Genomic DNA, 12,052 nt, shown 5'->3' with positions numbered 1-12,052 from the left:
GCGCCATGATCACCGATTCGCCTCGCGTGGGTTCGTCCGTGTCCGCCGTCCTGGGCGCGGCGCTGATCTGGAGCAGTTCGTTCGCGGTCACCAAGGTGGCGCTGGCGGAGATCCCGCCGATGACGCTGGGCGCGCTGCGGTTCGCGCCGGCGGCGGCGGTCCTGGGCGTGGCGGTGCACACGGGCCCCGACCGCTGCCGGCTGCCCTCCCCGCGGCAGCGGCTGGCCATCGGCGCCGCGGGCCTGCTGGGGATCACGGCGTACTTCGCGCTGGAGAACGTCGGCGTCGACCTGGCGACGGCGTCCGACGCGACGCTGATCGTCGCTGCGTACCCGATCTTGACGCTGGTCCTGTCCGGCCGCGCGGCCTTCTCCCACGCCCGGCTGACGGGCATGCTGGTGGCGGTCGCGGGCGTGTGGCTGGTGGTCCAGGGTCAGCCGGGCGGCTCCCATTCACTGTGGGGCGACCTGTTCCTCATCGCGGGCGGCGTGGTCTGGGCGGCGTACAACATCCTGGCCCGGCGGGACGGCTCCGGCGCTTCGCCGATCGTGGTGACGTACTACCAGACCCTCGCGGGAGCGGGCGGGTTCGTGCTGCTGTCACTGTCCGAAATGGACCGGTGGAGTGTGCCCAGCGGGGGAAATGTGCTGCGGATCGGGTTCCTGGCCGGCTTGTGCTCGGTGGCGGCGTTCCTGCTGTACAACCACGGGCTCCGGGGCCTCGAACCGAGTGTCGCGGTGAACTTGCTCAACGTCGTGCCGGTGGCGGGCCTGGTCTGGGCGGTCGTGCTGGCCGGCGAGACGCTCACGATCACCCAGGTGCTCGGCGGCGCGGTCGTCATCGCCGGCGTCACCGTGGGCCTGCACCGCAAGAACAGCGGTGGCCTCCGGCGCACCGGAGGCCACCACGAACCGGCTCAGTAAGCGACCGCGCGGGTTTCGACCGCCGCGGCCACCAGCCCGTTCACCCACAACGACTGCACCTTCGCCGCCTCGGCCGCCGACGGTTTGGCGTTCTTGCACGCCGTGCCCGGGCCGTGGCCCGACATCAGCTCCGTGCACGGGCCGCTGTAGTGGTCCGGCAAGCCCAGGTTGTGCCCCAGCTCGTGCGCCGCGATGCGGGTCGGGTCGAAGCCCTCCGCCACCTGGCTCGTGTCCAGGTAGATCTGACCGCGGCCGTGGCCGTTGGTGTTCGTGTACGAGCCGCCGCTGTGGATCTCGTGGAACACGATCGTGGCGCTCGTGTTCCGCTTGACCAGCTTCACGTCGGTGACGGCGGCGTTCCAGTTGGCCGCGCCCTGGTCGATCTGGGCGAGGTAGTCCGGGGCACCCGACGAGCTGTAGTACAGCGTCGTGACCGCGGCCGCCGAGGCGGCCGGGGCGGTGGCCAGGCCCAGGCCGAGCGGGGCCGCGACGGCCGTGGCCAACGCCACGACGCGGCCGATCACGCGTCCGTTCATTGAGACTCCTTCGTCCGGTTCAGGAAGCACTTCACCGTGGTTCGCGCGATCAGGTTAGAAGGCAACCATCGCCGGGGCCACGGCCGAAAGTCGTTCCCCCACGGGAGGGAGACCCCTCCCGCCGCCGCGTGAGCCGCCGGTGGGGGCCGCCGTGGTCTGCTCGGTCCCGGCGAAAGGGAACCGATGGACATCCTGCTGGGCCTGCTGACCCTCCCCCTGTACGTGCTGCTGCTGTGGCCGCTCGTCGCCGCGGCCCGGCGCGTGCTCGGCGTCCGGATCGGTGCCGTGCGCGCCCTGTGCGCCGCCGCGTTCGGGTGGCTCGTCGCCGGCGGCATCGCGCAGGCGTTCCCCGGTTCGCTGCTGCGCCACGGCGGTGCGGCGATCGGCCTGCTGATCCCGTTGGCGGGCAGCGCTTTCCTCGCGACCCTGATCTTCCTGTTCGTCGTGGAGATGGCGCTGCCGCACGGCGCCGGGCTCGGCCGGCTGCGGGGCCGGTTTTCCCGCGCCCGCCGGTACGCGCAGATCAGCCGGATCGCGGTCAAGCACGGCCTCGGCCGCTACCTCACCGGCCGGCGCGAACCCGGCCTCGCGCGGGGGCGGCACGCCAAGCTCGCGCGGTCCCTGCGCCGCGCGCTGGAGGAGGGCGGGGTGACGTTCGTGAAGCTCGGCCAGCTGCTCTCCACCCGCGCGGACCTGCTGCCCCCGGTGTTCGCCGACGAGCTCGCCCGGCTCCAGGACCAGGTCGCGCCCGCCCGCGCCGACGCCGTGTGGGCCCTGCTGGCCGACGAACTCGGCGGCTCCCCCGACGACGTCTTCGCCGAGTTCGACCCCGAACCGCTGGCCGCCGCGTCGGTCGCGCAGGTCTACCGCGCGAAGCTGCACAGCGGCGATGACGTCGTGGTCAAGGTGCAGCGGCCGGGGGTGCGGGAGCAGGCCGAACGCGACATCGCCATCGTCCGGCGCGTCGCCGCCGCCCTGGAGGACCGCGCGGACTGGGCGCGGTCGCTCGGCGTCGCCGAACTGGCCGACGGGTTCGCCGCCGCGCTGGCCGAGGAGCTCGACTTCACCATCGAAGCCCGCAACATCAGCGCCATCGCCGCCACCGGCTCCCCGGACGTCGGACTGCCGAAGGTCCACAAGGGACTCTCCACCGACCGCGTCCTGGTCATGTCCCGGCTGACCGGCCGGCCGCTCACCACGGCGAAGGACACGCTGCCCGCGGCCGAGCGCAAGCGGCTGGCGCGCTCGCTCCTGCGCTGCCTGCTCGACCAGGTGATGATCGGCGGCGTCTTCCACGCCGACCCCCACCCGGGCAACCTCATGCTGCTGAGTGACGGCCGCCTCGGCCTGCTCGACTTCGGCTCGGTCGGCCGGCTCGACAGCGGGCTGCGCGGCGGCCTGCAGAACCTCCTGCTCGCCCTGGACCGCGGCGACCCGGCGGGCCTGCGCGACGGGCTCCTCGAAATCGTCGACCGCACCGGCGAAATCGACGAACAGCGCCTCGAACGCGCCCTCGGCGCCCTGGTGGCCCGGCACTTCGGCCCCGGCCGCACGCCGGACCTCGACCTCTTCACCGGCCTGTTCCGCGTGGTGGCGGACTTCCGGCTCAGCGTGCCGCCGCCGGTGGCCGCGGTGTTCCGCGCGCTGGCCACGGTCGAGGGCACGCTGGCCGCGCTGGACCCCGGCTTCGACGTCGTCGCCGAGTCCCGCGCGTTCGCCGTCGAGCAGGCCGGCGCCGGGCTGCGGCCAGGCTCGCTCGGCCGCACGGCGGTCGGCGAACTGACCGCGCTGCTGCCGGTGCTGCGCCGCATCCCCCGCCGCATCGACCGCATCGGCGCGGCATTGGAGGAGGGCCGGCTGTCGGTGAACGTCCGGTTGTTCTCCGACGAACGCGACCGCGACGTCGTCACCGGCCTGGTCCACGAAGCCCTGCTGGCCTTCGTCGGCGCGGCCACCGGGCTGATGGCGGTGTTCCTGCTGACCGGTTCGGGCGGGCCGCGCATCGCCGCGGACCTGACGCTGCACCAGGTGTTCGGCTACAACCTGCTGGTGATCAGTGCCCTGGTGGGCCTGCGGCTGCTCTTCGTCGTCTTCCGGCGCTCCGGACGAGCGTCACGATCAGCCCGATGAAGCCGGCGAAGAACAGGACGGCGCCGCCGAGCAACCACCAGCGCAGCGCGGGGTACACCCGGTCTTCGAACGGCGCACCCGGCAGGCCCGCGTCGGTGAAGGCGGTGGTGCGCGGCAGTGGCGCCGGGCGGAAGGCACTGCCGGTGCCGACCACGAACCCGGTGACCGCGGAAAGCGGCACGACGCCGAGGAAGCGCGAATCGCGGGCTCTGCCCCGCTCGTCCCCGAGCAGGAACACCTGGCCTTCGTGCATGCGCACGAGGTACGGCAGGGCGGCCGCCGCGTCGTGCGCGTACTCGTCCTGGCTGAGGTAGGTCTCGGTGATCGGCCGGCCGTCCACCGACAGCCGCCCCTCGGTGCAGCAGGCGACGACGTCCCCGGCGACCGCGACGACCCGGAAGACACTCGACCCGGAACTGTCCGGGTGGGCGAACGCACCACGGTCGAACATGACCACGTCCCCGCGGTGGACCTCTTCGCCGCCGCGGGCGCGCACCACGGCCTCGCCGCCGGGCTTGAGCGCCGGGCTCATCGCCGGACCCGGAACCCGGTAGGCCCGGTAGCTCAAGAATCCCGTGCCCACCCCGGCCACCGTCACCCCGAGGCCCAGCAGGGCGACGACGATGCCCACCACGAGGGCGGGCGAGATCCGGCGCGGCTTCGGCAGTTCGGGCGGCGCGGGCGGGAACGCGAGGTCGGTCACGACGATCTATCGCCCGCCCACCTGCGGCGTTACCCCGCGCGCGGGGCGTACATGATCACCGCGACCCCGGCCAGGCCCAGCAAAGCCCCGATGACGTCGTAGCGGTCCGGGCGGTAGCCGTCCGCGACCACGCCCCAGGCCAGCGACCCCGCCACGAACACCCCGCCGTACGCGGCGAGGATGCGGCCGAAGTGGGCGTCCGGCTGGAGGGTCGCCACGAAGCCGTACACCCCCAGTGCCACCACGCCGCCGCCGATCCACAGCAGACCCCGGTGTTCGCGGACGCCTTGCCAGATCAGCCAGGCGCCGCCGATCTCGCACACGGCCGCGGCCAGGAACAGGACGATCGACCGCAGGACCACCCCGGGATACTAACCCGGTGCCGTTCACGCTGAGTCATCCTGCCGCCGTGCTCCCCCTGGCGCGACGCCCGCTGGTGCCCTCGGCGCTCGTCGCCGGGTCGGTCGCGCCGGACGTCTTCTGGTTCGTGCCGCGGCTCCACAGCGTGGGCCTGACGGAGACCCACGAGTTCACCGCGGTCCTCTGGCTGGACCCGCTCATCGCGCTCGTCCTGCTGGCCGTGTTCCACGTGCTGCTGAAGCGGCCGCTGCTGGCGCTGGCGCCCGCAGCGCTCGCCGGCCGGCTTCCCCGCCGGTTCAGCTGGCGGCGACCGGGCTGGATCGCCCTCTCGCTGGTCCTCGGCGCCGCCACGCACGTCGGCTGGGACGCCTTCACCCACGAAAGCGGCGGCCCGGCGTTCCTGCGGACCCCGCTCGTCACCGGCGTCGACGTCGGCCGGCTGATCCAGCTGGTCAGCACCATCGCCGGTGCCGCCGTCCTCGCCTGGTGGCTGTGGCGCTGGTACCGCACCGCGCCGGTCGCGCCGGCGCCGCCGGGCACCCGCCACCGCAAGGCCGTCGCCGCGTGCCTGGCGGCCGGCACGCTCACCGGCGGGCTCGCCGAAGCGCTGCCGTTCCTGGCCCACCACGACCCGATGACCCGCGCCGGGGTGGTCGGCAACGCCACCTACCTGCTGGTCACCGGCGCCTGCAGCGGGTTCTTCGCCGCGCTCGGGCTGTACGCGCTGGCCTGGCACGCGCGGTATAGGGCGTTATACGCAAAGCGGGCCACCTCGGAAGGTGACCCGCTCGACGCGAACGAACTCAGACGGTGAAGCCGAGGGCGCGCAGCTGCTCGCGGCCGTCGTCGGTGATCTTCTCCGGGCCCCACGGCGGCATCCAGACCCAGTTGATCCGGAAGTCCTTGACCAGGCCGCCGGAGGTCAGCGCCGCCGACGTCTGGTCCTCGATGACGTCGGTCAGCGGGCAGGCCGCCGACGTGAGCGTCATGTCGATGGTCGCCGTGTTGTCCGGCTCGACGCGGATGTCGTAGACCAGGCCGAGGTCGACGACGTTGATGCCGAGTTCCGGGTCGACGACGTCGCGCATGGCTTCTTCGACGTCTTCGAGCTTGGCGAGGTCGAGGTCCTGCGTCGCGGTGGTTTCCGCGTCCAGGTCGGCGGCGGTCCGGCCCTCGCGAGCGTCGGTGGCGGTGTCTTCGGTCATGCCTGTCCATCTCCACTGGTCGTCCGGGCGACGGCGTCCTTGAAGGCCATCCAGCCGAGGAGGGCGCACTTCACGCGGGCCGGGTACTTGGCGACGCCCGCGAAGGCGACCCCGTCCTCCAGCACGTCCTCGTCCGGCTCGATCTTTCCCTTGCCCTGCATCAGTTCCACGAAGGCGTCCATGGTGGTGAACGCCTCCTCAAGCGTGTGGCCGACGACGAGATCCGTCAAGACCGACGTCGAAGCCTGGCTGATCGAGCAGCCCTGGCCGTCGTAGGAGACGTCGGCGACCTTCCCGTCGTCGATCTTCACCCGCAGGGTCACCTCGTCGCCGCAGGTCGGGTTGACCTGGAACGATTCGGCGTCGAACGGGTCGCGCAGACCGCGTCCGTGCGGGTGTTTGTAGTGGTCCAGGATGATCTCCTGGTACATGCTCTCCAAGTTCACTGCGCAACCCCGAAGAACTTCTGCGCCTCGCGGACCCCGGCCACCAGGGCGTCCACTTCGGACAGGTCGTTGTAGAGGTAGAACGACGCGCGCACGGTCGCCTGGGCGTTGCAGGCCCGGTGCAGCGGCCACGCGCAGTGGTGGCCGACGCGGACGGCGATGCCGAGGCTGTCGAGCACCTGGCCGGCGTCGTGCGGGTGCACGCCGTCGATCACGAACGACACGGTCGCACCGCGGTCCGCCAGGTCCGTCGGCCCGATGATCCGGACGCCCGGGATGGCGCCGATGCCCTCGATGGCCGCCGCGGCGAGTTCCTTCTCATGGGCCGCGACACGGTCCATGCCGATGGCCGAGAGGTAGTCGACGGCCGCGCCGAGGCCGATGGCCTGCGACGTCATCGGGACACCGGCCTCGAACCGCTGCGGCGGCGGCGCGAAGGTCGAGCCCTCCATCCGGACCATCTCGATCATCGACCCGCCGGTGAGGAACGGCGGCATCGCTTCGAGCAGCTCGGTGCGCCCGTAGAGGACGCCGATGCCGGACGGGCCGAGCATCTTGTGCCCGGAGAAGACGGCGAAGTCGACGCCGAGGGCGTGGAAGTCGACCGGGAAGTGCGGAACGGACTGACAGGCGTCGAGCACGGTCAGCGCACCCACCGCGCGAGCCTTCTCGACCAGGAACGACACCGGGTTGACCGTGCCGAGCACGTTCGACTGGTGCGCGAACGCGACCACCTTGGTGCGCTCGGTGATCAGTTCGTCCACATCGGACAGGTCGAGGCGGCCGTCCGCGGTCACCTTGAACCACTTCAGCGTCGCCCCGGTGCGCTGGCACAGCTGCTGCCACGGCACGAGGTTCGCGTGGTGCTCCATCTCGGTGATGACGATCTCGTCGCCCGGGCCGACCACGAAACGCGAAGCTTCGGGCCCGGCCGTGGCGGCGTTGCTCATCGAGTACGCGACGAGGTTGATGCCCTCGGTCGCGTTCTTGGTGAACACCAGCTCTTCGGGGTCGGCGCCGACGAACTCCGCGATCTTCGCGCGCGCGGACTCGTAGGCGTCGGTGGCCTCTTCGGAGAGCTGGTGGGCACCGCGGTGGACGGCGGCGTTCGAGGTGAACACGTACTCGCGTTCGGCCTCGAACACCGCGGTCGGGCGTTGCGAGGTCGCCCCGGAGTCCAGGTACACCAAGGGTTTCCCGTCACGAACGGTGCGCGACAGGATGGGGAAGTCGGCCCTCAGGGCCGCCACGTCGAGTGGCACAACCGCCGAAGCGCGCTTCTCAGCTGAGGCGGCATCAGCACTGCTGGCCGAGGTGGTGGTCATCGGGCCGACTCCTCTCATTCTCGGTGTGTACTGGCGAAAGTCAGAGCGCGGCCGGCTCGGGCTTGCCGACGTACTTGACGTAGCCGTTCTCCTCCAGCTCGTCCGCCAGCTCCTTGCCGCCCGACTCGACGATCTTGCCGCCGGCGAAGACGTGCACGAAGTCCGGCGTGATGTGCCGCAGGATCCGGGTGTAGTGCGTGATCAGCATGACGCCGACCTCGCTCGAAGCCTTGTAGGCGTTGACACCCTCGGACACGACGCGCAGGGCGTCGACGTCGAGACCGGAGTCGGTCTCGTCGAGGATGGCGAACTTCGGCTTGAGCAGCGCCAGCTGCAGGATCTCGTGGCGCTTCTTCTCGCCGCCGGAGAAGCCCTCGTTGACCGAGCGCTCGGCGAACTCCTGCGAGATCTCGAGCTTGCCCATCTCCTCCTTGACCTCCTTGACCCAGTGGCGCAGCTTGGGAGCCTCGCCACGGACCGCGGTGGCCGCGGTGCGGAGGAAGTTGGACATGGACACGCCGGGGACCTCGACCGGGTACTGCATGGCCAGGAACAGGCCGGCGCGGGCGCGCTCGTCGACGCTCATCTCGAGCACGTTCTCGCCGTCGAGCAGCACCTCGCCGGAGGTCACCTGGTACTTCGGGTGACCGGCGATCGCGTAGGACAGGGTGGACTTGCCGGAGCCGTTGGGGCCCATGATCGCGTGGGTTTCGCCCGACTTGATCGTCAGGTTCACGCCCTTGAGGATCTCCTTGGCGCCTTCGTCGGTGTCGACCGAGGCGTGCAGGTCCTTGATTTCCAGGGTAGCCATTTCTTCGTTTCCTAAGTCAGAGAGCGGTCAGGCGCCAACGGCTTCGAGCTCGGCCTCGATCGCGGCTTCGAGGCGCTCGCGCACCTCGGGGACGTCGATCTTCACCAGGATCTCGTGGAAGAACCCGCGCACGACCAGCCGGCGGGCGGCTTCTTCGGCGATCCCACGCGACTGCAGGTAGAACAACTGCTCGTCGTCGAACCTTCCCGTCGCGCTCGCGTGGCCGGCGCCTTCGATCTCGCCGGTCTCGATCTCGAGGTTCGGCACCGAGTCCGCGCGGGCCCCGGGCGTGAGCACCAGGTTGCGGTTGAACTCGTAGGTGTCGGTGGCCTCGGCCGCGGCGCGGATCAGCACGTCGCCGATCCAGACCGTGTGCGCGCCCTCGCCCTGCAGCGCGCCCTTGTAGCCCACGCGGGACTTGCAGTTCGGCACCGCGTGGTCGACGAAGAGGCGGTGCTCCTGGTGCTGGCCGCCGTCGGCGAAGTAGACGCCGAGCATGTCGACGTCGCCGCCCTTGTCGGTGAAGGTCGCCGTCGGCGAGACGCGGACCAGGTCACCGCCCAGGGTGATCACGGTGTGCCGCAGCGCGGCGTCGCGGCCCAGCTTCAGGTGCTGCTCGGAGACGTGCACCGCGTCGTCGGCCCAGTCCTGGACGCTGACCACGGTGACCTTGGCGCCGTCACCGATGACGAACTCGACGTTGTCGGCGTAGGTGCCGGAGCCGACGTGGTCGAGCACGATGACGGCCTCGGCGAACGGCTCGGCGCGGACCTGCAGGTGCCCATAGGCGACCTGGCCCTCGCCCGGGCCGTGGATGCGCAGCACCGACGGCTTGGACGCCTTCGTCTCCTTGGGCACCGTCACGATGGTGGCCTTGGTGAACGAGGAGTACGCCTGGGCGGCGATCCGGTCGCTCGGGACGCCGGCCTGGCCCAGCCGCGGGTCGTCGCGGCCGACGGTCACGACGCCCAGCTCGGGCGCGGCGTCGGCTTCGAGGGTGATCTCGCCGGTGGCGACCGCGCTGCCGTCGTGCAGGCCGCGCAGCCGCTTCATCGGCGTGAAGCGCCAGTTCTCCTCACGGCCGCTCGGGACCTCGAAGGCCTCGACGTCGTAGGAGGTGAAGCGCTCCGCGCGGGAGGCCGCCGGAATGACGGCACCCTCGCGGAGCGACTCCGAAACGTTGTTCTCGGTAACCGACATGACTAGCCGACGGACCCTTCCATCTGGAGCTCGATCAGGCGGTTCAGCTCGAGCGCGTACTCCATCGGCAGCTCACGCGCGATCGGCTCGACGAACCCGCGCACGATCATCGCCATGGCCTCGGCCTCGTCGAGACCGCGCGACATCAGGTAGAACAGCTGCTCTTCGCTGACCTTCGACACGGTGGCCTCGTGGCCCATGGACACCTCGTCGTTGCGGATGTCCACGTACGGGTACGTGTCCGAGCGCGAGATCGTGTCCACCAGCAGCGCGTCGCAGACCACGCTGGAGCGCGAGTGGTGCGCGCGCTTCGCGACGCGGACCAGGCCGCGGTACGAGGTGCGGCCACCGCCGCGCGCCACCGACTTCGACACGATCGTCGAGGAGGTGTACGGCGCGAGGTGCTCCATCTTGGCGCCCGCGTCCTGGTGCTGGCCCTCGCCCGCGAACGCGACCGAGAGGACCTCACCCTTGGCGTGCTCGCCCATGAGGAAGACCGACGGGTACTTCATCGTCACCTTGGAACCGATGTTGCCGTCGATCCATTCCATGGTCGCGCCCGCTTCGCACTTGGCGCGCTTGGTGACGAGGTTGTAGACGTTGTTCGACCAGTTCTGGATGGTCGTGTAGCGGCAGCGGGCGCCCTTCTTGACGATGATCTCCACGACCGCCGAGTGCAGCGAGTCGGACTGGTAGATCGGCGCCGTGCAACCCTCGACGTAGTGCACGTAGGCGTCTTCGTCGACGATGATCAGGGTGCGCTCGAACTGGCCCATGTTCTCGGTGTTGATCCGGAAGTAGGCCTGCAGCGGGATCTCGACGTGCACGCCCTTCGGCACGTAGATGAACGAGCCGCCGGACCACACCGCCGTGTTCAGCGCGGAGAACTTGTTGTCGCCGGCCGGGATGACCGAGCCGAAGTACTCCTGGAACAGCTCCGGGTGCTCCTTGAGCGCGGAGTCGGTGTCCAGGAACAGGACGCCCTGCTCCTCCAGGTCCTCGCGGATCTGGTGGTAGACGACCTCGGACTCGTACTGCGCGGCGACCCCGGCGACCAGGCGCTGCTTCTCCGCCTCGGGGATGCCGAGCCGGTCGTACGTGTTCTTGATGTCCTCGGGCAGTTCCTCCCAGGAGGTGGCCTGCTTCTCCGTGGACCGCACGAAGTACTTGATGTTCTCGAAGTCGATCCCGGAGAGGTCGGCCCCCCAGTTGGGCATGGGCTTCTTCTCGAAGAGCTTGAGCGCCTTCAGTCGCGCTTCGCGCATCCACTCCGGCTCGGACTTCTTCGAGGAGATGTCGGTGACGACGTCCTCGTTCAGCCCGCGACGGGCGCTGGCGCCCGCCTCGTCGGAGTCGGCCCAGCCGAACGCGTACTTGCCAAGGGACTCGATGGTCTCTTCCTGGCTCAGTGGCGCGGTGGTGGGAGTGCGCTGCTCGGCAGCGGCAGTCATGCGGGTTTCCCTCCATTCGGGATCCGTGCTTCCTCCGGGGACCGCAGCTGGGCCGCCCTCGGAGGCTCTGTGCTTACCGGCTCGGGATGGGCCGGCTGACCCGCCGTGACGGGTACGTGGGTGGTGCACGCGGAGTCACCGCGCGCGATGGTCGCCAGCCGCTGGACGTGGGTGCCCAGCAGCTTGGCGAACGCCTCCGTCTCGGCCTCGCACAGCTGCGGGAACTCCGCGGCCACGTGGGCGACCGGACAGTGGTGCTGGCAGAGCTGGGCGCCGGTGTTCTGGCCGGGTCCCGGCTTTTCGAGCGCACCAGCGCCGATCTGGCGGGTCGACGCAGCGTAGCCTTCCCTGCTCAGCGCGGTCGCGAGGGCCTCCGCGCGGGCCGCCGGATCACCCGGTCCGGTGATCGCGGAGCGGTGCGGGCCGACCAGCTTCTCGATGCGCTGCTCGGCGAAGGCGCGAACGGCGTCTTCACCGGCGTGCTCGGCCAGGAAGCGGATGGCGGAGACGGCCAGGTCGTCGTAAGCGTGCCCGAAGCGGGCGCGGCCGGGCTCGGTCAGCAGGAAGAGCTTCGCCGGGCGGCCCCGGCCCCGGGGCCCTCGCCGCGGCGCGTCCCGCGTCTCGGCTTCGCCATCCGCGAGAAGCGCGTCCAGGTGCCGGCGGACGGCGGTGGGGCTGATCCCGAGCTGCTCGGCGACCACGACGGCGGTCATGGGACCCTGTTCCAGCAGCAGCCGGGCGACCTCCTGGCGGGTCTTGCCCTCGGCGCTGACCTGCGACGGAACGTGCGGGTGCGCGGCACGCGGCAGATCGCCGCCCGCCTGCTCGCCCGCCGCCGTCTTTTTCACAACACAAGTGTGTCTTATTTCCTGGGGACCCGCAAAGGCGGGGTGTCCGGCAGTGACCCGACTCACTCGGGGGCGGACCGATACCCTGCACGCGTGGCAGTGGGCGAACAGGAG

General features: G+C 70.8%; 13 protein-coding genes. 3 read left to right on the top strand and 10 right to left on the bottom strand.

Annotation, left to right across the window (positions count from 1 at the left end):
* Window positions 1-5 precede the first annotated feature (5 nt).
* Complete coding sequence (locus C2L58_RS04800; RefSeq protein ID WP_103336145.1) at window positions 6-923, top strand: DMT family transporter; 918 nt, start codon at window positions 6-8, stop codon at window positions 921-923.
* Here C2L58_RS04800 and C2L58_RS04795 read toward each other — a convergent pair.
* The gene (locus C2L58_RS04795) at window positions 917-1,459 is read right to left on the bottom strand and encodes a snapalysin family zinc-dependent metalloprotease (RefSeq protein ID WP_103336144.1); all 543 of its coding nucleotides are present in this window, start codon (window positions 1,457-1,459) and stop codon (window positions 917-919) included. The two genes, C2L58_RS04800 and C2L58_RS04795, sit on opposite strands and share 7 nt — an antisense overlap.
* Window positions 1,460-1,642: 183 nt before the next feature.
* On the opposite strand from C2L58_RS04795, the gene C2L58_RS04790 reads away from it, so the two are divergent.
* Entirely contained in the window at window positions 1,643-3,589 is a 1,947-nt protein-coding gene (locus tag C2L58_RS04790; protein WP_103336142.1) for an ABC1 kinase family protein, read from the top strand.
* On the opposite strand, the gene lepB is transcribed toward C2L58_RS04790, so the two are convergent.
* Window positions 3,513-4,292, bottom strand: coding sequence for a signal peptidase I (gene lepB / locus C2L58_RS04785; protein ID WP_233225551.1), 780 nt, complete (start codon window positions 4,290-4,292; stop codon window positions 3,513-3,515). The two genes, C2L58_RS04790 and lepB, sit on opposite strands and share 77 nt — an antisense overlap.
* A 29-nt stretch (window positions 4,293-4,321) precedes the next feature.
* Window positions 4,322-4,654: a YnfA family protein gene (locus tag C2L58_RS04780; RefSeq protein WP_103336140.1), complete on the bottom strand. Its 333-nt coding sequence runs from the start codon at window positions 4,652-4,654 to the stop codon at window positions 4,322-4,324.
* Between the two features lie 17 nt (window positions 4,655-4,671).
* Here C2L58_RS04780 and C2L58_RS04775 point away from each other — a divergent pair, with 17 nt between their 5' ends.
* Entirely contained in the window at window positions 4,672-5,466 is a 795-nt protein-coding gene (locus C2L58_RS04775; protein ID WP_199191100.1) for a DUF4184 family protein, read from the top strand.
* On the opposite strand, the gene C2L58_RS04770 is transcribed toward C2L58_RS04775, so the two are convergent.
* From C2L58_RS04770 to C2L58_RS04740, 7 genes are read right to left on the bottom strand one after another with little or no spacing between them, the layout of a single operon-like run.
* On the bottom strand, window positions 5,456-5,857 hold the full coding sequence (locus tag C2L58_RS04770; RefSeq protein WP_103336139.1) for a metal-sulfur cluster assembly factor: 402 nt from the start codon (window positions 5,855-5,857) through the stop codon (window positions 5,456-5,458). The two genes, C2L58_RS04775 and C2L58_RS04770, sit on opposite strands and share 11 nt — an antisense overlap.
* Entirely contained in the window at window positions 5,854-6,303 is a 450-nt protein-coding gene (gene sufU, locus C2L58_RS04765; protein ID WP_103336137.1) for a Fe-S cluster assembly sulfur transfer protein SufU, read from the bottom strand. The genes C2L58_RS04770 and sufU overlap by 4 nt, the downstream gene beginning before the upstream one ends.
* A complete protein-coding gene (locus C2L58_RS04760) occupies window positions 6,300-7,628 on the bottom strand; it encodes a cysteine desulfurase (protein WP_233225550.1) in 1,329 nt (442 codons plus the stop codon). The genes sufU and C2L58_RS04760 overlap by 4 nt, the downstream gene beginning before the upstream one ends.
* Before the next feature lie 40 nt (window positions 7,629-7,668).
* Complete coding sequence (sufC, locus tag C2L58_RS04755) at window positions 7,669-8,439, bottom strand: Fe-S cluster assembly ATPase SufC (protein ID WP_103336133.1); 771 nt, start codon at window positions 8,437-8,439, stop codon at window positions 7,669-7,671.
* A 27-nt stretch (window positions 8,440-8,466) separates the two neighbouring features.
* Window positions 8,467-9,639 (bottom strand): Fe-S cluster assembly protein SufD, encoded by a 1,173-nt coding sequence (gene sufD / locus C2L58_RS04750; protein ID WP_103336131.1) that lies wholly within the window; start codon window positions 9,637-9,639, stop codon window positions 8,467-8,469.
* A gap of 2 nt (window positions 9,640-9,641) precedes the next feature.
* Window positions 9,642-11,090, bottom strand: a complete 1,449-nt coding sequence (sufB, locus tag C2L58_RS04745; RefSeq protein WP_103336130.1) for a Fe-S cluster assembly protein SufB — start codon at window positions 11,088-11,090, stop codon at window positions 9,642-9,644.
* Entirely contained in the window at window positions 11,087-11,938 is an 852-nt protein-coding gene (locus C2L58_RS04740) for a helix-turn-helix transcriptional regulator (RefSeq protein WP_199191099.1), read from the bottom strand. The genes sufB and C2L58_RS04740 overlap by 4 nt, the downstream gene beginning before the upstream one ends.
* Window positions 11,939-12,052 lie beyond the last annotated feature (114 nt).

Source organism: Amycolatopsis sp. CA-126428, assembly GCF_002904335.1.
Taxonomy (GTDB): domain Bacteria; phylum Actinomycetota; class Actinomycetes; order Mycobacteriales; family Pseudonocardiaceae; genus Amycolatopsis.
Note: the sequence above shows the minus strand (reverse complement) of the source record. Positions and strands in the feature narration are given on the sequence as shown.

Bases quoted from the DNA above. Each gene is read 5' to 3' on its own strand.
- C2L58_RS04800 (WP_103336145.1), top strand. From the start codon at position 6: ATGATCACCGATTCGCCTCGCGTGGGTTCGTCCGTGTCCGCCGTCCTG.
- C2L58_RS04795 (WP_103336144.1), bottom strand. From the start codon at position 1,459: ATGAACGGACGCGTGATCGGCCGCGTCGTGGCGTTGGCCACGGCCGTC.
- C2L58_RS04790 (WP_103336142.1), top strand. From the start codon at position 1,643: ATGGACATCCTGCTGGGCCTGCTGACCCTCCCCCTGTACGTGCTGCTG.
- C2L58_RS04770 (WP_103336139.1), bottom strand. From the start codon at position 5,857: ATGACCGAAGACACCGCCACCGACGCTCGCGAGGGCCGGACCGCCGCC.
- C2L58_RS04760 (WP_233225550.1), bottom strand. From the start codon at position 7,628: ATGACCACCACCTCGGCCAGCAGTGCTGATGCCGCCTCAGCTGAGAAG.
- sufC (WP_103336133.1), bottom strand. From the start codon at position 8,439: ATGGCTACCCTGGAAATCAAGGACCTGCACGCCTCGGTCGACACCGAC.
- sufD (WP_103336131.1), bottom strand. From the start codon at position 9,639: ATGTCGGTTACCGAGAACAACGTTTCGGAGTCGCTCCGCGAGGGTGCC.
- sufB (WP_103336130.1), bottom strand. From the start codon at position 11,090: ATGACTGCCGCTGCCGAGCAGCGCACTCCCACCACCGCGCCACTGAGC.